Origin of the sequence: Bordetella genomosp. 10 (assembly GCF_002261225.1) — a bacterium.
Taxonomy (GTDB): Bacteria; Pseudomonadota; Gammaproteobacteria; order Burkholderiales; family Burkholderiaceae_B; genus Bordetella_C.
Genome location: NZ_NEVM01000005.1, coordinates 2,184,650 through 2,203,254, shown reverse-complemented (window position 1 = coordinate 2,203,254; position 18,605 = coordinate 2,184,650). Strand labels below are relative to the sequence as shown.

20 protein-coding genes are annotated in these 18,605 nt (G+C 65.9%); 16 read left to right on the top strand and 4 right to left on the bottom strand.

The window, feature by feature from the left end:
* Positions 1 to 161 precede the first annotated feature (161 nt).
* The 11 genes from CAL29_RS25950 (at position 162) to CAL29_RS25900 (ending at position 10,807) form a co-directional block, all read left to right on the top strand.
* Complete coding sequence (locus CAL29_RS25950) at positions 162 to 1,058, top strand: GntR family transcriptional regulator (RefSeq protein WP_094855795.1); 897 nt, start codon at positions 162 to 164, stop codon at positions 1,056 to 1,058.
* 108 nt (positions 1,059 to 1,166) lie between these two features.
* The gene (locus tag CAL29_RS25945) at positions 1,167 to 2,330 is read left to right on the top strand and encodes a mandelate racemase/muconate lactonizing enzyme family protein (protein ID WP_094855794.1); all 1,164 of its coding nucleotides are present in this window, start codon (positions 1,167 to 1,169) and stop codon (positions 2,328 to 2,330) included.
* 78 nt (positions 2,331 to 2,408) lie between these two features.
* Positions 2,409 to 3,275 carry an ectoine/hydroxyectoine ABC transporter substrate-binding protein EhuB gene (ehuB, locus tag CAL29_RS25940; RefSeq protein WP_179284191.1) on the top strand — a complete coding sequence of 289 codons (867 nt, stop codon included), beginning with the start codon at positions 2,409 to 2,411 and terminating at the stop codon, positions 3,273 to 3,275.
* A gap of 24 nt (positions 3,276 to 3,299) precedes the next feature.
* Positions 3,300 to 3,956, top strand: a complete 657-nt coding sequence (locus tag CAL29_RS25935) for an amino acid ABC transporter permease (RefSeq protein ID WP_094856918.1) — start codon at positions 3,300 to 3,302, stop codon at positions 3,954 to 3,956.
* A complete protein-coding gene (gene ehuD / locus CAL29_RS25930; RefSeq protein WP_094855792.1) occupies positions 3,949 to 4,605 on the top strand; it encodes an ectoine/hydroxyectoine ABC transporter permease subunit EhuD in 657 nt (218 codons plus the stop codon). The genes CAL29_RS25935 and ehuD overlap by 8 nt, the downstream gene beginning before the upstream one ends.
* 9 nt (positions 4,606 to 4,614) lie before the next feature.
* The gene (locus CAL29_RS25925) at positions 4,615 to 5,373 is read left to right on the top strand and encodes an amino acid ABC transporter ATP-binding protein (RefSeq protein ID WP_094855791.1); all 759 of its coding nucleotides are present in this window, start codon (positions 4,615 to 4,617) and stop codon (positions 5,371 to 5,373) included.
* Positions 5,374 to 5,433: 60 nt separating this feature from the next.
* Positions 5,434 to 6,438 (top strand): D-2-hydroxyacid dehydrogenase, encoded by a 1,005-nt coding sequence (locus CAL29_RS25920; RefSeq protein WP_218831897.1) that lies wholly within the window; start codon positions 5,434 to 5,436, stop codon positions 6,436 to 6,438.
* Between the two features lie 197 nt (positions 6,439 to 6,635).
* On the top strand, positions 6,636 to 7,472 hold the full coding sequence (gene phnC, locus CAL29_RS25915) for a phosphonate ABC transporter ATP-binding protein (protein ID WP_094855789.1): 837 nt from the start codon (positions 6,636 to 6,638) through the stop codon (positions 7,470 to 7,472).
* Between the two features lie 59 nt (positions 7,473 to 7,531).
* Positions 7,532 to 8,506, top strand: a complete 975-nt coding sequence (gene phnD, locus CAL29_RS25910) for a phosphonate ABC transporter substrate-binding protein (protein ID WP_094856917.1) — start codon at positions 7,532 to 7,534, stop codon at positions 8,504 to 8,506.
* A 12-nt stretch (positions 8,507 to 8,518) separates the two neighbouring features.
* A complete protein-coding gene (phnE, locus tag CAL29_RS25905) occupies positions 8,519 to 9,313 on the top strand; it encodes a phosphonate ABC transporter, permease protein PhnE (protein WP_094855788.1) in 795 nt (264 codons plus the stop codon).
* Positions 9,314 to 9,481: 168 nt separating this feature from the next.
* Positions 9,482 to 10,807 carry an MFS transporter gene (locus tag CAL29_RS25900; RefSeq protein WP_094855787.1) on the top strand — a complete coding sequence of 442 codons (1,326 nt, stop codon included), beginning with the start codon at positions 9,482 to 9,484 and terminating at the stop codon, positions 10,805 to 10,807.
* On the opposite strand, the gene phnN is transcribed toward CAL29_RS25900, so the two are convergent.
* The 4 genes from phnN to phnF form a co-directional block, all read right to left on the bottom strand.
* Positions 10,761 to 11,405 (bottom strand): phosphonate metabolism protein/1,5-bisphosphokinase (PRPP-forming) PhnN, encoded by a 645-nt coding sequence (gene phnN, locus CAL29_RS25895; RefSeq protein ID WP_094855786.1) that lies wholly within the window; start codon positions 11,403 to 11,405, stop codon positions 10,761 to 10,763. The genes CAL29_RS25900 and phnN overlap by 47 nt on opposite strands.
* Complete coding sequence (locus CAL29_RS25890) at positions 11,402 to 12,283, bottom strand: DUF1045 domain-containing protein (RefSeq protein WP_094855785.1); 882 nt, start codon at positions 12,281 to 12,283, stop codon at positions 11,402 to 11,404. Before CAL29_RS25890 ends, phnN begins: the two co-directional genes overlap by 4 nt.
* A 17-nt stretch (positions 12,284 to 12,300) precedes the next feature.
* Positions 12,301 to 13,491 carry an alpha-D-ribose 1-methylphosphonate 5-triphosphate diphosphatase gene (locus tag CAL29_RS25885; RefSeq protein ID WP_094855784.1) on the bottom strand — a complete coding sequence of 397 codons (1,191 nt, stop codon included), beginning with the start codon at positions 13,489 to 13,491 and terminating at the stop codon, positions 12,301 to 12,303.
* A 158-nt stretch (positions 13,492 to 13,649) separates the two neighbouring features.
* Positions 13,650 to 14,372, bottom strand: a complete 723-nt coding sequence (phnF, locus tag CAL29_RS25880; RefSeq protein WP_094855783.1) for a phosphonate metabolism transcriptional regulator PhnF — start codon at positions 14,370 to 14,372, stop codon at positions 13,650 to 13,652.
* A gap of 193 nt (positions 14,373 to 14,565) precedes the next feature.
* Between phnF and phnG the strand changes: the two genes are divergently transcribed.
* The 5 genes from phnG to phnK are packed head-to-tail and all read left to right on the top strand — an operon-like array spanning position 14,566 to position 18,594.
* Positions 14,566 to 15,033, top strand: coding sequence for a phosphonate C-P lyase system protein PhnG (phnG, locus tag CAL29_RS25875; RefSeq protein WP_094855782.1), 468 nt, complete (start codon positions 14,566 to 14,568; stop codon positions 15,031 to 15,033).
* A gap of 46 nt (positions 15,034 to 15,079) precedes the next feature.
* On the top strand, positions 15,080 to 15,697 hold the full coding sequence (gene phnH / locus CAL29_RS25870; RefSeq protein ID WP_373559838.1) for a phosphonate C-P lyase system protein PhnH: 618 nt from the start codon (positions 15,080 to 15,082) through the stop codon (positions 15,695 to 15,697).
* A gap of 1 nt (position 15,698) precedes the next feature.
* Complete coding sequence (locus tag CAL29_RS25865; RefSeq protein WP_094855781.1) at positions 15,699 to 16,901, top strand: carbon-phosphorus lyase complex subunit PhnI; 1,203 nt, start codon at positions 15,699 to 15,701, stop codon at positions 16,899 to 16,901.
* A gap of 32 nt (positions 16,902 to 16,933) precedes the next feature.
* The gene (locus tag CAL29_RS25860; protein WP_094856915.1) at positions 16,934 to 17,809 is read left to right on the top strand and encodes an alpha-D-ribose 1-methylphosphonate 5-phosphate C-P-lyase PhnJ; all 876 of its coding nucleotides are present in this window, start codon (positions 16,934 to 16,936) and stop codon (positions 17,807 to 17,809) included.
* On the top strand, positions 17,806 to 18,594 hold the full coding sequence (phnK, locus tag CAL29_RS25855; RefSeq protein ID WP_094855780.1) for a phosphonate C-P lyase system protein PhnK: 789 nt from the start codon (positions 17,806 to 17,808) through the stop codon (positions 18,592 to 18,594). Before CAL29_RS25860 ends, phnK begins: the two co-directional genes overlap by 4 nt.
* Positions 18,595 to 18,605: the final 11 nt, after the last annotated feature.

The following is an 18,605-nucleotide window of genomic DNA, read 5'->3' as shown; positions in this document are numbered from 1 at the left end:
CGGGGCCTCGTCACGATTCGGTCCCAGGGAGGATTCTGCGCGGGCCGACGCGCCGGCGCGTCGGCCAAAGGCCGTAGTGATCCCGTATATGCTCCGTTGCCTGCATCGTGAGCGTGAGGCGGCCGTTCTTTGATGGCAATCTCTTGCAGCATGCCGGCCCGATGCCGTTCGAATTCCACGGTCTTTCGTTTGCGCCGGGGAGCGCTCGTCAGACGTTTTTGCACACCTTTCCGCATGCGCGCCGCAGGGCTTCGGGCGCAAGCTGCCATGCGTGGACGGTCAATACGCAGCGAGTAAACTACGCAACATTATTGAGGGCTGCGAGCATGACTTTAGGGAAGATTGAGAAGCAGTCGGCGGAACAAATGGCGGCCGATGCAATTCGGGAGTACATCCTTAGCGGTCAGATTGCCCCAGGTTCGAAGCTGACCGAAGCATTCCTGTCCGATCGGTTCGGACTGTCGCGCGCGACGGTGCGCGGCGCCCTGCAGCGCATGGTGCAGGAAGGCCTGGTGCAATTGGTGCCCTATACCGGCTGGGAAACGATGCGGATAACGTCTCACGATGCATGGGAGTTGTATACGCTGCGGGCCAGCATGGAGTCGTTGGGCGCCAGGCTGGCGTGTGCGAACTTGACCGGCGCTGGCCGGCGGCATCTCGAATCGGCCTACAAGCGTTTGCTGGATGCCTGTCTGGCCGAGGACAATCGAGCGGTTTCGAGAGCGGATTTCCACCTGCATCAGGTCATCATCGAACTCAGCGGCCATTCCCGGCTGGCGCAATGGTACAAAGTGGTGGAGCAGCAGATTTCGCTCTACATCACGTGGAGCGACTTTATCCCCAAAAATGTCTACGCGGCGGTCCCCGCGCACCATGGCCCCATCGTTGAGGCAATCCTGGCGGGCGATGCCGAAACCGCCGCGCGATTGTCCGCCGAACATAATGTGGCGGCGGGCGAGAAGCTCGTCGCCCATCTTCGCGGCGTCGAGTCGCGACAGGGCAAGGAGGGCGCGGATCCTGCCGTGCCGGGGGGGAAAACCGGGGTTTTTACTTCTTGACGGCATCGTTTCCCTGTTCCTATACTCGTGCAATATATGGTCGACCATCTACAATCGTCCATCGCCCATTTACAGGACGATTGCCACTAATTCTTGGGAATACAGCTAATGAAAGTTCGCGAGGTACGGGTGTATACGGTTCATACCGCCCGGCTGCATCCGGTGATCGTCGAGGTGGAAACGGACGACGGCATGACGGGGATCGGGGAAGCCGGGATCGCCTATGGGCTGGGACAAACGGCCGCGGCGGGCATGATCAAGGACATCGCCGAGCGTATTCTCATTGGAAAGGACCCGTTCCGGATCGAAGCGCTCTGGTCGGAGATGTACGACCATACATTCTGGGCGAAGGGTGGCGGACCGATCGTCTTCGGCGCGATCAGCGCCATTGAAACGGCGCTCTGGGACATCAAGGGCAAGGCGCTGAACGTGCCCGTGTATGAAATGCTGGGCGGCAGAATCCGCGATGACGTGCGGCTCTACTCGAACGGGTGGGGGCAGCCGCACCGGGAGGTCAAGCCATTCGCCGATGCCGCCGAGAAAGCGGTGGCGGAAGGCTACGATGCCTTGAAATGCTATCCCTTCGCCTATCGGGACCCGGATCCTCGCGCGACTTCGCGTCATCCCTCGATGCGCAGCCTGGGCAAGGATATTCTCAAGCTCTCGCTGGAGAAGTTGAAGGCCGCTCGCAAGGCCGTCGGGCCCGACGTCGACATCATGCTGGATTTGAGCGGCGGACTGACTTGCGACGAAACGGTCCGATTTTGTCGCCAGGTGGAAGAGCTGGACATCTTCTTCATTGAAGAACCATGCGATCCGTTTGACGTGGGCGCCCTAAAGAAAATATCGGAGCAGGTGCGCATTCCTGTCGCCGCGGGTGAGCGCGTGTATACGCGGTATGGTTTCCGTCCCATGCTGGAGTCGCATGCCGTCGATGTCATCCAGCCCGACATCGCGCTCACGGGCGGAATTCTGGAGGCCAAGAAGATCGCGGCGATGGCGGAGGCCTATGACGTCCGCGTGCAACCCCACGTTTGCGGTAGCCCGCTGTCTACGGCGATCGCGCTACACCTGGATGCCTGCATTCCGAATTTCGCGATCCAGGAAATCTATCCGTATTGGCAAACCATGCCGGGATATATCGAGATCCTCGACGATCCCCCGGAAGCGCGCATCAAGAACGGCCGCCTGGATATCAGCGACAAACCGGGCTGGGGCGTCAACCTGCGCAGCGATGCGGTGAAGGAATTTCTCGCCTACACGGTCAAGTAAGCAATAGCAGTATCGAGGATGCCCGGCCGCAATCGCCCGGCGCAGCGAGTCAATCATCAAAACCATACGGGGAACGCCATGATCAAGTTCAATCCCAAGAAGTTCGTCGCTATCTCGGCAGCCCTGGCCGGCGTCGTGACCGGCGCCGCCGGCTATGCGAGCCCCACGGTCAACGTGGACACGTTGACCGTGGGTATCGGAAACAACAAGCCATGGGCCTACAAGGACACCGACGGCGAAATCAAGGGCATCAATGCGGACATCGTCAAGGCCGTATTCCAGTCGTTGGGGGTCAAGAAGCTGAACTTCGTGGTGAGCGATTTCGGCTCGCTCATCCCCGGTTTGCTGTCGAAGCGATACGACGTGGTCGATTCCGGTATCGTGCTCACGCCGGAGCGTTGCAAACTGGTCGAATTCGGCGATCCCGAGCTGAGCAGCCTTGACGCCTTGCTTGTCGCGAAGGGAAATCCCAAGGGCATCCATGGTTTCGAGGATGTGCTCAAGAACCCGAAGATCACCATCGGTGGAACCCGGGGCAGCCAGCAAGCCAAGAATGCCGCGGCGGCCGGCGTGACTGGCGATCAATTGCAACAGTTCCAGAACACGGAATCGTCCGTTGCCGCGCTGACGTCGCATCGGGTCGATGGTCTTGTCTTCACATCCGGGACAGCGAACGCGCTGCTCGAACGCCCGAACCTCGCAAACGAAATCGAAAGGGCGAAACCTTTCAAGGGTCCGACCGATCCGAAGACCGGCGAGGTGCTCGTCTCGTATGTGGGCGCCGCTTTCAGCAAGGACAATGCCGCCTTGCGCGATGCCTTCAACGCGAAACTCGCCGAATTGAAGGCAGACGGGACCGTGCAGAAGATTGCCGCAAAATACGGATTCACGCCCGAGGAGAAGGCGCCGGACGGTCTGGTCAGCGCCAAGATCTGCGCCGGCTGAAAAGCGCTGCCGGGGTATATGTCGATGGCCTTCTCGGAAATTCTGATAAGCATTTGGGGCGGATTTTGGGCAACGGCGGGGGTTATCGCCATTGCGCTTCTATACGGCATCCCGTTCGCCCTGGTGTTCGGGACTCTGCAACATGAGTGGGCCGGATGGCGGCGTTTTATCGTGACGGCGTTCATCGAGTTTTGGCGCAGCTCGCCCATCGTCGTGTTGCTCTTCGTTTTCTACTATGCGCTACCGATGGCGCACGTGGAGTTGAGCGCAATGACGGTAGGAAGCATGGTCCTTGGAATGAATATCGGCGGCTACGGCTCGCAAGCCGTGCGCGGGGGATTACAGGCCTTGGACCGGGGCCAGTCGGAGGCGGGCATCTCGCTGGGTCTCTCCCCGCTACAGAACCTGGTGTTCATCCAGTTGCCCCAGGTATTGCGCAGCGGCATCCCGACCTTCATCAACCTTTTCATCCAACTGGTGAAGGGCACCGCGCTGGTGTCGTTGCTCAGTCTCGCTGACATGACCTATCGGGCAAAGGAAATCGCCCAGGTGACCTTCATGCCCGCTCCCGCCTATCTGGCGCTGCTCGTCTCGTACTTCGCCGTCTGCTATCCCTTGACCGTTCTCGGACGCTACCTCGAACGGCGGCATGGCCACGTGGACCGGAGGTCGAATGTTTGACTACAAGTTCCTGCTCGACTCCTTTCCCGTCATCCTCAAGGCGCTCGGCACGACGCTCTGGGTGACGGTCTTGGCCAATGTGGCGGCGGCCGCCGGTGGCCTTGCGCTCGAGCTGCTGCGCCGGACGAACCGGCCGCTTGGCGTGGTCATCCGGTTCATTATCGATTTCATCCGGTCTACCCCGATTCTCGTCCAGATCTACTTCTTCTATTTCGTGCTGCCGCAGTACGGGGTAACGCTGCCTGCATTGTTCATCGGGGTTTTCTCGCTGGGCCTGTACTACGCATCGTATCTGGCGGAGGTGTTCAAGGCAGGGATAGACGCGGTTCCGCGCGGCCAGACCGAGGCGGCAGTGAGCCTGGGGCTTTCACGGGCGGATACATTGCTTCGCGTCATCATGCCCCAGATGCTGAGACAGATTGCCGCCCCCATGGGCAACTACTTCGTCTCGCTCCTGAAGGCGACGCCTTATCTCGCCGTTATCGCGGTGCCTGAAATGCTCGGCATGGCGTTGGAGCTCGGCTCGGACAGCTTTCGCTTCGCGGAACCCATGGTCGCGACCGAGATAATCTTCCTGGTGCTGGCCGTCGCCATTGCGCAATTGGTCAGGCTTCTGGAACTGCGCATGTTGCGTTCCGCCCATCGATGAGACACGTTGATGACAGACACTTTGCCAAATACGACGCAGCACGCGGTCGAAATCGTCGGCCTGAATAAATGGTACGGCAAGTACCATGCCTTGCGCGACGTGAATCTCCGGGTCGAGCAGGGGGAGACCATTGTCATCTGCGGACCTTCCGGTTCGGGGAAATCGACGCTGATACGCTGCATCAACGGGTTGGAAAAGCACGAAGGCGGCGCCATCATCGCGAACGGCCGCGAAGTTGGCAAGGACATCCGCAGCATGCGGGAAATCCGCAAGGACACCGGGATGGTATTCCAGCACTTCAACCTGTTTCCGCATTTGACGGTCCTTCAGAACTGCACGCTGGCACTTACGCGCGTGCGCCGTCAGGACCGGAAGCAGGCCGAGGATACGGCGCGGAGTTTCCTGGACCGAGTGCGCATGGCCGATCACGCGTTGAAGTATCCCAGCCAGCTCTCGGGTGGACAGCAGCAACGGGTCGCCATCGCGCGGTCCTTGTGCATGAGGCCGCACATCATGCTGTTCGATGAGCCGACTTCGGCGCTGGATCCGGAAATGATCAAGGAAGTCCTGGACGTCATGAAGTCGCTTGCGGGCGAGGGAATGACCATGATCTGCGTAACCCATGAGATGGGCTTCGCGCGCGAAGTCGCCGACCGGGTCGTCTTCATGGATGCAGGCGCCGTGGTTGAACAGGCTGCCCCCGAGGCATTCTTCAACACGCCGCGGCATGAGCGGAGCCAGCGCTTCCTGGCGCAGTTGCTGCACTGACCGTCGACGCGCGACGCCGGTTCGCGATGGTGTGCCGACGGCCATCGGGCGGCGCGATGCATGGCCGATACCTGGAAGCGTGAGACTATCCCGATGCTGATTTATGTTGAGAATATCCGCGGCCGCGATCCCGCCTATCTGATCGAACCGGCCGCCGTGCGGGCCGCGATTCGCGGCCTGCCCATGGACGTCGACATCGTGGATGCCTTCTCGGATGCCCCCGACATTGGCGCGTTGGAGAAGGCGGACTTCTTCGTCGGCGCGAAGCTGGATACCGCGCGCCTCAACCGCCATGGCGGCCGCCTCAAGCTGATCCATTGCACCAGCGCCGGCGTAGAAGGCTATCTGCCGCTGGACTGGTTGCCCGACCGCGCGGTTTTGACCAATAGCAGCGGCATACACGCGGAAAAGGCCGGCGAGTTCGGCCTGCTGGCGCTACTGATGCTGAACGACCACGTCCCGCAGCATATGACCAGCCAGCGCAGCCATGCGTGGAAGCGCAAGCTGGCGCGTCCGATCCGCGGCAAGACCGTCCTGATTTATGGCGTGGGCGCGCTCGGCGGGGCAATAGCGGAGAAGGCGAAGCTCCTCGGGCTGAATATCTGGGGTGTGCGACGCAGCGGCGCCCCCCATCCGCACGTCGAATGCATGTTCCATCCGGACCTTCTGGCGCAAGCATTGCCTAGCGTTGATTTTCTCTTGGTGACGTGCCCGTTGACGGCCGCGACGCGCGGCGCGATCGGCGCCCGCGAGCTTATGATGCTGCCGCCGCATGCGGGCGTGGTGAATATGGCCCGGGCCGCGGTGGTCGACTACGATGCGCTTGCGGAGCTGCTGCGGGAGGGGCGCCTGGCGGGCGCGGTGCTCGATGTTTTCGACCCGGAGCCGCTGCCGGCAACGGCGCCATGGTGGGATGTGCCCAACCTGATGGTGATTCCCCACGTATCCGCCGACGATCCGGTCGGCTATATCGATAGATCGTTGGCGATTTTTGGCCGCAACTTGGCCAACCTGGCCGCTGGGCGCCCCCTGGACAACGTGGTCGATGCGTCGATCGGTTACTGAATCGAAGTCCCTGACGGTGGCCCGTGGCTGGCGTCGCGCCATGCCTTGATGCCGCAGTCCGATACGGGGAATATTTCAGCGGCATGACATCGCCGCGGTTTTGCGCGTAAAACCCTTCCCCGCCCCCTTTTTCGAGTCATCAGCCTGTCATCGCGCTTGCACACACTACCGCAAGTCTTGAATGAACAGGAACGCGCATGACCTACGCGATCGAAGTCAAGGGGCTCAGCAAGTCCTTCCGTGCCGCCGACAAGGCGCTGGACGATGTCAGCTTGCAAATCGCCCCTGGAGAAATGGTGGCGCTGCTGGGCGCATCGGGCTCGGGCAAGTCGACGCTGCTGCGCCATCTGGCCGGTTTCGTGGCCGGCGACTGCGGCGAGATCACGGTCAACGGCCAGACGATCCAGAGCCAGGGCCGCATCAGCAAGCGCGTGCGCGGCACCCGCGCCGGCATCGGTTTCGTCTTCCAGCAATTCAACCTGGTGGGACGCCTGCCCGTCATCACCAACGTGCTGGCCGGCATGCTGCCGCGCATGCCCATGTACCGCAGCCTCCTGCGCTGGTTCCGCCGCGACGAGGTCGCCGTCGGGCTCCAGGCATTGGCTCAAGTTGGTATAGACGGCTATGCGTTTCAGCGCGCCTCGACCCTGTCAGGGGGCCAGCAGCAGCGCGCGGCCATCGCCCGCACGCTGGTGCAGAACGCCCGCACCATCCTCGCCGACGAACCCATCGCCTCGCTCGACCCCGAGTCCTCGCGCCGCGTGATGGACACGCTGGCGCAGATCAACCGCAGCCGCGGCGTGGCGGTGGTGGTGTCGCTGCACCAGGTCGACGTCGCCATGCGCTATTGCCCGCGCGTGATCGCCTTGCGGCGCGGCAAGGTGGTCTATGACGGCCCGTCGGCCGAACTCTCCGCCGCCATGTTGCGCGACCTGTATGGCGCCGACCTGAACGAATTGATGCCCGGCGCCGACGCCGTGGACGGCGCCGCCGCCGGCCGCGCCGTCGCCGCGCCGCAATGGGTCGCCGCCTGACCGGCGGCCGCCTGGATTTCCCGCTGTTCCCTTTTGACCTGCCCGCTCCCGGAGCCACCATGCTACGCAGAACGTTTCTCGCCCTGATCGCCACCGCGGCCCTGTCCACCACGGCCCACGCGCAGGACGGAAAAACCTTGAACTTCGGCATCATCTCGACCGAATCCTCGACCAATCTGAAGTCCGGCTGGCAGCCCGTCATCGACGACATGAGCAAGGCCCTGGGTGTGCAGGTCAAGCCCTTCTTCGCCTCCGACTATGCGGGCATCATTGAAGGCATGCGCTTCAACAAGGTGCAGATCGCCTGGTACGGCAACCTGTCCGCCATCGAGGCCGTGGACCGCGCGCAGGGCGAAGTGTTCGCCCACGTGATCGCCAAGGACGGCAGCCCCGGCTACTGGTCGGTGCTGGTGACGTCCAAGGACAGCCCCCTCAAGTCCGTGGACGACGTGCTGAAGAACGGCAAGACGCTGAGCTACGGCGCCGGCGATCCCAACTCCACCTCGGGCACCGCCGTGCCGGGCTACTACCTGTGGGGCGCCAACAAGATCGATCCCAAGACCTTCTTCAAGAATTTCCGCGTCGCCAATCACGAAACCAATCTGATGTCGGCCATGAACCGGCAGGTGGACGTGGCGATCACCAACACCGAGGCGATCGACCGCTATCGCCAGAACACCGGCAAGAACCCCGAAGACCAGATCCGCGTCCTGTGGAAGTCGCCGCTGATCCCGGCCGACCCCATGGTCTACCGCAAGGATCTGCCGGCCGACCTGAAGGCCAGGATCCAGGATTTCTTCCTCAACTACGGCAAGACCGAGGATGAAGCCAAAAAGCTGGCGGTCCTGCAATACAAGGGTTTCACCCGCTCGGACGATGGCCAGTTGGTCCCCATCCGCCAGATCAACCTGGCGGGCCAGCGCGCCAAGGTCGAGACCGACGCCACGCTGAGCGCCGACGAGAAGCGCAAGAAGATCGCCGACATCGACGCGAAGCTGGCCGAGCTGGCCAAGCAAGTGGCTTCGGCCAAATAACAGGACGGCATCATGAGCGTGACCCTCTCGACCGCCGCTCCCGCGCGCCCGCCGCGGACCTCGCTGCCCACGCTGATCGTGTGGGCGGTGGTCCTGGCCCTGCTGGTGGCTTCCTGGAAAGGCGCCGACATGCGCCCGCTGGATTTGCTGCGCGATTCCGGCAACATGAGCGATTTCGCGAAGGATTTCTTCCCGCCGAATTTTCGCGACTGGCGCATGTACCTGGACGAGATGCTGGTCACGATCCAGATCGCCATCTGGGGCACCTTCCTGGCCATCGTCATGGCGGTGCCCTTCAGCCTGCTGTGTTCCTCGAACATCGTGCCGGTCTGGGTCTACCAGCCGGTGCGGCGCCTGATGGACGCCTGCCGCGCGATCAACGAGATGGTGTTCGCCATGTTGTTCATCGTGGCGGTGGGGCTGGGCCCCTTCGCCGGTGTGCTGGCCCTGTGGGTGCATACGCTGGGCGTGCTGGCCAAGCTGTTCTCGGAAGCGGTCGAAGCCATCGATCCGCGGCCGGTCGAGGGCGTGCGCGCCACCGGCGCCAACGCCATCGAGGAAATCGTCTTCGGCGTGATCCCGCAGGTGTTGCCGCTGTGGATCTCCTTCTCGCTGTACCGCTTCGAGTCCAACGTGCGCTCCGCCTCGGTGGTGGGCATCGTGGGCGCGGGCGGCATCGGCATGGTGCTGTGGGACATCATCCGCAGCTTCCAGTATGCGCAGACCTGCGCGGTGATGATCATCATCATCGTGTTCGTGGTCGCCATCGATATGCTCTCGGCGCGCGTGCGCCGCGTGTTGATCTAGCGCTTGCCGGCATCGATGAAAGCCGTTTTCGCGGCCCGGAGGCTGCTCGCGTTCAGGTTCCCGTAGGGAATCGCCGCCGCACGGATACAGGGAATTCCGCTAGATACAGCCGGTACTGAATCAGTATCATGGCATCCAGCTTGCCAACAACCGCAAGGGGATTGCCTCATGGAACAAGCCTCCATCAACGTTGCCGGCCGCCAGCCTTCCGCTCGAACCGCCTCGCAAGGCATCGACTGGCGCGTGATCATCGTCTCGACCGTCGGCAATGCGCTCGAATGGTTCGACTTCACCGTCTTCTCTTTCTTCGCTTCCGTCATCGCGAAGCAGTTCTTCCCCAGCGAGAATCCAACGGCTGCGATACTCGCGACCTGGACCACGTTCGGCGTGGGCTTTCTCACGCGTCCGCTCGGCGGCATCGTCATCGGCAACCTGGCCGACCGGCGCGGGCGCAAGTCCGCGCTGCTCGTCACCATCTCCGTGATGGCGGTCGGCGTGGCGGTCATCACCTTCGCGCCGACTTACGCGCAGGCCGGCCTGGCCGCTCCCATCTTCATGCTGGTGGGGCGTTTCCTGCAGGGCTTTTCCGCGGGCGGCGAAGTCGGCAGCGCGACGGCTTTCCTGGTCGAGCACGCGCCTGTCGAGCGGCGCGGCCTGTACGGCAGCTTCCAGATGATCGCCCAGGCCTGCTCCATGGTGCTGGGCGCGGCGGTGAGCGTCGGGATCACGGAGATGCTGACGCCCGAGCAGATCAGCGCCTTCGGCTGGCGCATTCCGTTCGCGATCGGCCTGCTGATCGTGCCCGTGGGCCTCTACGTGCGATCGCGACTCTCGGAATCGCCGGTATACCTGGACGCCCGGCACACGGCGCCCCCGGTCAAGCGCGCGCCCTTCCTCGAATCGCTGGTTTCGCATTGGCGCCTGGTGCTGGCCGGTTTCGGCATGACCATCTACGGTACGATCGGCACATATCTCTTCTACTACTACATGCCCAGCTACGCCACGGGGTCGCTCGGCCTGTCGTTCAAGAGCGGCGTGACCGCTTCGCTCTTCGCCGCCTTCGCCTATATCGCCGGCACGCTCTTTTCAGGCGCCATCTCGGACCGCATCGGCCGCAAGAAGCCCATGGTGGCGTCGGCGCTGATCAGCCTGCTGACGGCGTATCCCCTGTTCCGCCTGGTCGGCACGATGCCGACGCTGGTCGTGCTGACCTTCGTGCAATGCTGGCTGATGTTCGTGCTCGGCCTGTTCCAGGGCGCGTACTGCGCCTTCGTCTGCGAGCTTTTCCCGGCGCGGGTGCGTGCCACCTCGCTCGCCATAGGCTACAACTTCGCGGTCATGATTTTCGGCGGTTTCGCCGGAGCCGTCGCCACGATGCTGATCAGTTGGACCGGCGAGAAGATGTCCGTCGTCTACTACGGGATGTTCGGCGCGGCCGTCGGCCTCATTACCGTGCTCTGCCTGAAGGAGCGCGCGCGCCAACCGCTGTTGTAAGACCGTGGCAGCGACGGCGCGCGATGGCGAGCAGTTCAGCGGCCGCGTCGCCGGCGTCGCCGTTGTTGTCCACGGTGGCCGTCTCGCACTCCTGGGGAATGTCGAAGACGGCTTGGGCGCGGGCCACGCGCGCGGCGATGTCGCCGGCGCTTTCGCGTCCGCGATGGACGAGGCGGTCGCGCAGGACGTGCGGGTCCACGTGCACGGTTACCGCGCACAGGCCCGGATAGCGGGCGCAGGCCTGCGGCAGATAGGCGCGCGAGCCGTTGACCAGCACGGTGATGCCGGCGTCCATCCAGGCGTCGATTTCCACGCCGATGCCGTATGCCAGGCCATGGCTGGCCCAGTGCAGCGCGAAGCAGCCCAGTGCGGCGCGGCGCGCGTGCTCGGCGGGTTCCAGGTAGACGGAGGCTTCGTCGGCGCCGGCGGGACGGGTGATGTAGCGGTGCGCGACCAGGACGCGGTCCTGGCTTTGGAGCCGGGCGCGCGCCAGGCGCAGCAAGGTGTCCTTGCCGCTGCCGGAGGCGCCCATGACGTAGACCAGGCGGCTGCCGTCATGGTTGCCGTCCCGGCGGCCGGGAAGGGCGGGCGCGCTCATCGCGCCGCGCCCGCCGCCGCCGGCGGCAGATAGTCCGCGCCCGCGCCGTCGCGCGTGGCGCCGTCGAAACCGTAGTGGCGCGCCACGACGAAGGGCGCATCGGGCGACGGTTGCACGTAGACGGTGACGGCGTCCACCGGCATCGGTCGCTCCAGCCTGCCCGCGCCGAGGGCCGCCAGTTGGGCGCGCGCCGCCGCCAGGGCGTCGCCGGCGAGATGGCCGGTCAAGGTGATGTGGAACTTGAAGGTGTCCAGCACATAGGGGTAGCCCCAGGTTTCCAGCATGGCGCGCTGCGCCGGGTCGAGATCGGCGCGCAGGCGGCGCGCCAGTTCGTCCCGGGAGGGCGGGGCGCGCCAGGGATCGAGGCGCCGCACGGCGTCGTCGGCCAGGGCGTGCAGGGCGGCGCGGCCGGCGGCGACGTCGTCCTGGCGCGCGCCCCAGGCCGGTTCGTCCTCCACCAGGCACCAGGCAAGAAAGCCGCGCAGCGTGCGCAGCTCCAGCGCGATGCCGAAGGACCGGTGGGCGCGCGCCAGGGCGCGCACGGCCCGGTCCAGGCCCGCCGCGTCGGCGCCGGGCGCCAGGCGGAACGGCGGTTTCAAGGTGGCATGCAGCCCGTAGTGGCGCGGCGCCTCGGTCCACGCATCGCGCCGTGGGTCGTCGCCCGCGTCGCGCGGCAGCGGGGCGCCGCTTTCTTCGTCGCGGCCCAGCCAGCGGCTGCCGATGTCGCGCCAGGCGCCCGTGGGCGCAAGATAGACGGCGTAGCGGTAGGCATGCCGGGCGGGCGCGTCCGAGGGGCGGGAGACAGCCGCCGGGGCGGCCGGGGCCTCCGGCGCGCGCTCCGCCTCCAGCCGCCGTGCGCGTTGCGGGTCCGGGCTCATGATGGCGAAGTCCCGGTTCAGGCGGCCTGGGCCTGCCGCAACAATTCCATCTCGAACTGCTGCGCGGCATAGCGCAGCCGGCCGCCGACGATGGCGGCGCACACCTTGGGCACGCCCGGCACGCTGTCGTCGACGACGATGGCGTCGGCCAGCATGCCCGGCTCCAGCGCGCCCTGGTCGCGCAGGCCGGCCGCGCGGGCCGGGTTGCGCGACACCAGCGCCCACGCCTCGGCCAGCGGCAGCACGCCGTTGTCGGCCAGCTTCATCGTCGCCGCCAGGGGCGCCGGATAGTAATAGTCGGAGGTGAGAATGCCGCACAAGCCGGCCTGGATCATCTCGGTCGCGTTGGGCGCGTTGGTATGGCTGCGGCCGCGCACCACGTTGGGTCCGCCGAAGACCGTGAAGTCGCCCAGTTCGTGCGCTACCCGCGCCACCTCGGCGGTCAGCGGAAATTCGGCGATGCGGCAGCCCAGTTGGTGGTAGTAGCGGCGCGTCGCGGGATCGGGATCGTCGTGCGAGGCGACCTCCAGGCCGGCCTGTTTCGCGCATTCGGTCAACTGGCGCATGGCGCCGGCCACTTCGTCGGCGCAGGCCATGGCGGCGCGGATGCGATCCTGGAAAGTGTCCAGGTCGCACTCGGCGCGTTCCGCGTACTGGAGCAATTTACGGTCGTTGCCCAGGCGCTTGGCCATGCTGGGCAGGTGGTCGTTCAGGGCCAGGAACTGGACCTTGCCGGCCTGTATCCACGCGCGCGCGGTATCGATGCCGCCGACGTGGTGGGTCTCGAAGCGCAGGTGCACGTTGTGGCGGGCGCCCAACGTCGGGCGCATGCGGTCCAGCGCGTCGAACATGCGCTCGGCATACGGCTCGCCGCGCAGGCCGCCTTCCCAGGAGAGGGTGACGCCGTGGAATTCGGTGGTGATGCCGTTGGCGAGCAATTGGCGGTCGACGTCGTGCAGGGCGTTCTCGTAGGGAAACGTCACGCCCGGGCGCGGCATGACGGCGCGCTCGAAGGCGTCGCCGTGCAGGTCGATGATGCCGGGCAGCACCAGCAGGTCGCCCGCGTCCAGCAGAGGCGCGGCGCCCGCGCCGGCGGCGATGCGCTCGCCGCTGAAGCCCAGGCGCGCGGCGCGCAGGCCGTCGGCGGTCAGGACGCGGCGGCCGGCGATGCCGGGCAGGGCGGAATGGGAAGAGACGGACGTATTCATATGCGGCAGCCTTGTGTGGGGGACCGGACGCGCGGCCGAAAAGGCAACTATATGCCTGCTTGATGACGAACAGATGTCTAGATGTTTGGCGGGTGGATCTTTGATGGGCGGACCTTTGATGGACGGACCGTTAGACCCCGCGCCCGCCCGCCGTCTTCCTAATCGTCGCCGGTGATCATCAACTGCACCCAGTCCCCGGCGAAGCGCGTGATGCCGTATTGCAGCGGCCGTCCCTCGGCGTCGACGTTCAGCGATTCCACCTGGATGATGGGGCGCGTCTTGGGCTGGTTGAGCAGGCGGGCATGGGCTTCGTCCGGCAAGGTGGCCGTGATGCGCGACCATTTGCGGGTGTAGTCCTGAATGCCGAACTGCCTGTACACCTTGGAGATGGACTTCGCTTCCTTCAATTTGTCGGCGAAGCCCGGGAAACGGCGTTCCTCGAAATAATGGTCCGACACGTTGATGGTGCGGTTCTCGGCCTTGCCGAGCAGTTGCACCCGCAACAGGGTGGCGGAGCGCGGCAGGCCCAGTTGCATGGCGATTTCCGCCGCCCGTTCCGCCTGGCTGCCGAGCACTTCGACGTGGCCCAGCAGGCCCTGGCTGCGCAGGTTCTCGGAAAAGCGCGTGCGCTTGCCGATGGCGTAGTCGATGGCGTGTTCCTGCACGAAGGTGCCGCGCCCCTGTTCGATGCGCACCAGGCCGATCTGCTCCAGCTCGCCCATGGCGCGCCGGATCGTATGGCGATTGACGGAGAACTTCGCCGCCAGCTCCGGCTCGGGCGGGAGTTGCTCGCCCGGGTTGTAGAGCTTGTTGCGAATATCCATCGCCAGCGCTTCACCGATCTGTCGCCAGACCGCGATGCCCGATCGTCGTTCGAACATGTTGAGTTCCCGTCGGGCGCGCTGCACGAGGGCGCGTCCCTGAATGTGTGAATGAAGGAATGCTGGATTTTGCCTCAGCGGGGAGCGCGCCGCGAGTCGCACCTGTCATCAAAAATTCATCGCCGCCATGTTGAACTGCCTCGCGTGGAGGCTCATACTAGCATCTATTCGTATAGACGTTTAGAGGAAACGCATGGATACGCAGACCTCCCCGACCGGATCGCAAGCCGCGCGCGCCGCATGGATGCGGGTGCTGGCGCTCGCCGACGGCGCCGCGCTGGACCAGGCCTATCGGGCCCTGGGGCCGCTGCCGGCCTTCCGCCCGCTGCGCGCGCCCGAAGTCGGCATGGCCATGGTGCGGGGCCGCGCCGGCGGCACCGGCGAACAGTTCAACCTGGGAGAAATGTCGGTGACGCGCTGCGCCGTGGCCTTCGAGCAGGGCGTGGTCGGCACCGCCTACGTGCAGGGCCGCTCGCTGCGCCACGCCGAGCAGGCCGCCGTCCTGGACGGCCTGTTGCAGATGGACGACTGGCGCGAGCCGGTGCAGGCCTCGGTCATCGCGCCCCTGGCCCGGGCGCAGGAGGAGCGCCGCGCGCGCCGCGCCGCCGAGGCGGCGCAGACGCGCGTCGAGTTTTTCACCATGGTGCGTGGAGAGAATTGAGATGTCCGCCCCTATCGAGATGCCCCTTTCCGTGACGTCCCCTCTCATTCCGCAGTCCCCGCGCGCCGCCGCGGCGCCCGTGACCAACCTGCTGCCGGGTTTCGCCGATCCCGGCGTGCAGGCGCAGGCCGTGTTCCGCGTCGCGCTCCAGGCCATGGCCGAGCCCGGCCTGCCGCGCGCGCTGCCGGCCGACTGCGGCGTGCCGGCCGGCCTGTCGCCGGCCTTGGCGGCCTTGCTGCTGACCCTCGCCGACGTCGATACCCCTGTCTGGCTGCCGCCCGGCCTGGACGGCGCCGTCGCCGCCTTCCTGCGCTTTCACTGCGGCTGCCCGCTGGTGGAGACGCCGGCCGAGGCCAGCTTCGTGGTCGTGCCCGCCGGCCATGCCGCGCCCGGCCTGGCCGACTGCAATGCCGGCGATCCCGCCTACCCGGACCGCTCGACGACCATGCTGATCGAGGTCGCCGGCTGGCAGGGCGGTCCCGCGCTGCGCCTGACGGGACCCGGCATCGCCGATGCCCGCGCGCTGGCGCCCGCCGGGCTGCCGGCCGATTTCCGGCGGCAGTTGACCGTCAATCACCGTCGTTTCCCGCAAGGCGTGGACGTGCTGCTGACGCACGGCCGCGAGATCTGCGGTCTGCCGCGCACGACGCGGGTGGAGGCTTGATATGTACGTAGCCGTCAAGGGAGGCGAACGCGCCATCCTGAATTCCTATCGCATGCTGGACAGCTTCCGGCGCGGCGATCCGGCGGTGCCCGCGCTGACGCTGGCGCAGATCCGCGCGCAAATGCCGCTGGCGGTGGATCGCGTGATGGCCGAGGGCTCGCTCTACGATCCGCATCTCGCGGCGCTGGCCTTGAAGCAGGCGGCCGGCGACGTCGTCGAAGCGGTCTTCCTGCTGCGCGCGTATCGCACCACGCTGCCGCGCTTCGGCTACAGCGTGCCGCTGGAGACCGCGCGCATGAGCTTGCAGCGGCGCATCTCAGCCACCTTCAAGGACCTGCCCGGCGGCCAGGTGCTGGGCCCGACCTACGACTACACCCAGCGCCTGCTCGATTTCTCGCTGGAGGACGACGCGGCGCCCGCGCCCGCGACGCGGCCGCCCGCGTCCGAGCCGCTGGCGTCCGGCATGCCGCGCGTCACCGACCTGCTGGCGCGCGAGTCCTTGATGGAGCCGGAGGAAATTCCCGCCGGCGATCCCGCGCCGTTCGACCTGACGCGCGAGCCCATGGCCTTTCCCGCCACCCGCGCCGCCCGCCTGCAGAACCTGGCGCGCGCCGACGAGGGCTTCCTGCTGGCCATGGGCTATTCGACGCAGCGCGGCTACGGCAACACCCACCCCTTCGTCGCCGAGATCCGCTACGGTTCGGTCGAGGTGGAGCTGTACGTCGAGGAACTGGGCTTCGCCGTGACCATCGGCGAGATCGACGTCACCGAATGCCAGATGGTGAGCCAGTTCACCGGCAAGGCGCACCAGGCGCCGATCTTCACCCGCGGCTACGGCCTGGTGTTCGGCTACGGCGAGCGCAAGGCCATGTCGATGTCGCTGATAGACCGCTCGCTGCGCGCGCGCGAGTTGGGCGAGGCGGGCACGTCGCCCGCCAACGACCACGAGTTCGTGCTCTATCACAGCGACAACGTCGAGGCGTCCGGCTTCACGCAGCACTTGAAGCTGCCGCACTACGTCGATTTCCAGTCCAGCCTGGCGCTGCTGCGCCGCCTGCAGGCCGAACGCGCCCACGGCTCGGTGGGCGGCGCGCCCGCAAACGCGCCCGCGGATACGGACACGGATATGGATACAGCCACGGATGCCGCCGACGGCATTCCGGCGTCCACGGTCGCCGAGGATGCCGGGATGCAGCAGGCATGACTTTCCACGAACACGAGGCCCGCAGGATTCCCATGGATACTCCCGCTCCGCAGGACGCCGCCGCCGTCGCGCGCGATCCGCATTACAACTTCGCCTACCTGGACGAATCGACCAAGCGCATGCTGCGCCGCGCCTTGCTCAAGGCCGTCGCCATCCCGGGCTACCAGGTGCCGTTCGGCAGCCGCGAAATGCCGCTGCCCTACGGCTGGGGCACCGGCGGCATCCAGGTGACCGCCGCCATCATCGGCGCCGACGACGTGCTCAAGGTCATCGACCAGGGGTCGGACGACACCACCAACGCCGTCAACATCCGCCGCTTCTTCGGCCGCGTCGCGGGCGTGCGCACCACCGAGTCGACGGCGGCCGCCACCATCATCCAGACGCGCCACCGCATCCCGGAAACGCCCTTGCGCGCCGGGCAGATCATGGTGTTCCAGGTGCCGATCCCGGAACCGCTGCGCTGGCTGGAGCCGAGCGAGGTCGAGACCCGCACCATGCACGCCCTGGCCGAGTACGGCGGCATGCACGTCAAGCTGTACGAGGACATCGCGCACCACGGCCACATCGCCACCACCTACGACTACCCGGTGCTGGTGAACGACCGCTACATGATGCGGCCCTCGCCGATTCCGAAGTTCGACAATCCCAAGATGGACGGCAACCCGGCCTTGATGCTGTTCGGCGCCGGGCGCGAGAAGCGCGTCTACGCGGTCCCGCCGTACACCAAGGTGAAAAGCCTGGACTTCGACGACCACCCCTTCACCATCGAGCGCTGGGAGCACCGGTGCAGCCTGTGCGGATCGCAGGACAGCTTTCTCGACGAGATCATCCTGGACGACGAGGGCGCCCGCAGCTTCGTCTGCTCCGACACGGAATACTGCGCCGCGCGGCGCGAGGAACAGGCATGAACGCAAGCGATATCGACCCGCCGCTGCTGTCGGTGCGCGACCTGACCCACACCTGGGACGGCGTGCACGGCTGCCGCGAAATCAATTTCGATCTCTACCCCGGCGAAGTCCTCTGCATCGTGGGCGAGTCCGGCTCCGGCAAGAGCACGCTGCTGCAAGCCGTGTCCTGCCAGGTCGAGGCCCAGCACGGCAGCGTGCGCTACGACCTGCGCGACCGCGGACCGACCGATCTGGCCAGCCTGTCCGGCGCGCAGCGCCGCCTGCTGGCGCGCACCGACTGGGGCTACGTGCGGCAGCACGCGCGCGACGGCCTGCGCATGCAGGTCAGCGCCGGCGCCAACATCGCCGAACGCCTGATGGCCATCGGCCAGCGCCATTACGGCAGCCTGCGCGAGGTGGCCGGCAACTGGCTGCGCAAGATGGAGATCGACGTCGGCCGCCTGGACGACGCGCCGTCCTCGTTCTCGGGCGGCATGCAGCAGCGCCTGCAGATCGCGCGCAACCTGGTCACGCACCCGCGCCTGGTCTTCATGGACGAGCCCACCGCCTCGCTGGACGTATCGGTGCAGGCGCGCCTGCTTGACCTCTTGCGCCAACTGGTCGCCGACCTGGGGCTGGCGGCCATCGTCGTCACCCACGATCTGGCCGTGGCGCGCCTGCTGGCGCATCGCACGCTGGTCATGCGCGGCGGCCGCGTGGTGGAAAGCGGCCTGACCGACCAGATCCTGGACGATCCGCAGCATCCTTATACCCAGTTGCTCGTTTCCTCCATCCTGCAGAGCTGACCCTAAAACGA

Bases quoted from the DNA above. Each gene is read 5' to 3' on its own strand.
- CAL29_RS25950 (WP_094855795.1), top strand. From the start codon at position 162: ATGCCGTTCGAATTCCACGGTCTTTCGTTTGCGCCGGGGAGCGCTCGT.
- CAL29_RS25945 (WP_094855794.1), top strand. From the start codon at position 1,167: ATGAAAGTTCGCGAGGTACGGGTGTATACGGTTCATACCGCCCGGCTG.
- ehuB (WP_179284191.1), top strand. From the start codon at position 2,409: ATGATCAAGTTCAATCCCAAGAAGTTCGTCGCTATCTCGGCAGCCCTG.
- CAL29_RS25935 (WP_094856918.1), top strand. From the start codon at position 3,300: ATGGCCTTCTCGGAAATTCTGATAAGCATTTGGGGCGGATTTTGGGCA.
- ehuD (WP_094855792.1), top strand. From the start codon at position 3,949: ATGTTTGACTACAAGTTCCTGCTCGACTCCTTTCCCGTCATCCTCAAG.
- CAL29_RS25925 (WP_094855791.1), top strand. From the start codon at position 4,615: ATGACAGACACTTTGCCAAATACGACGCAGCACGCGGTCGAAATCGTC.
- CAL29_RS25920 (WP_218831897.1), top strand. From the start codon at position 5,434: ATGGCCGATACCTGGAAGCGTGAGACTATCCCGATGCTGATTTATGTT.
- phnC (WP_094855789.1), top strand. From the start codon at position 6,636: ATGACCTACGCGATCGAAGTCAAGGGGCTCAGCAAGTCCTTCCGTGCC.
- phnD (WP_094856917.1), top strand. From the start codon at position 7,532: ATGCTACGCAGAACGTTTCTCGCCCTGATCGCCACCGCGGCCCTGTCC.
- phnE (WP_094855788.1), top strand. From the start codon at position 8,519: ATGAGCGTGACCCTCTCGACCGCCGCTCCCGCGCGCCCGCCGCGGACC.
- CAL29_RS25900 (WP_094855787.1), top strand. From the start codon at position 9,482: ATGGAACAAGCCTCCATCAACGTTGCCGGCCGCCAGCCTTCCGCTCGA.
- phnN (WP_094855786.1), bottom strand. From the start codon at position 11,405: ATGAGCGCGCCCGCCCTTCCCGGCCGCCGGGACGGCAACCATGACGGC.
- CAL29_RS25890 (WP_094855785.1), bottom strand. From the start codon at position 12,283: ATGAGCCCGGACCCGCAACGCGCACGGCGGCTGGAGGCGGAGCGCGCG.
- CAL29_RS25885 (WP_094855784.1), bottom strand. From the start codon at position 13,491: ATGAATACGTCCGTCTCTTCCCATTCCGCCCTGCCCGGCATCGCCGGC.
- phnF (WP_094855783.1), bottom strand. From the start codon at position 14,372: ATGTTCGAACGACGATCGGGCATCGCGGTCTGGCGACAGATCGGTGAA.
- phnG (WP_094855782.1), top strand. From the start codon at position 14,566: ATGGATACGCAGACCTCCCCGACCGGATCGCAAGCCGCGCGCGCCGCA.
- CAL29_RS25865 (WP_094855781.1), top strand. From the start codon at position 15,699: ATGTACGTAGCCGTCAAGGGAGGCGAACGCGCCATCCTGAATTCCTAT.
- CAL29_RS25860 (WP_094856915.1), top strand. From the start codon at position 16,934: ATGGATACTCCCGCTCCGCAGGACGCCGCCGCCGTCGCGCGCGATCCG.
- phnK (WP_094855780.1), top strand. From the start codon at position 17,806: ATGAACGCAAGCGATATCGACCCGCCGCTGCTGTCGGTGCGCGACCTG.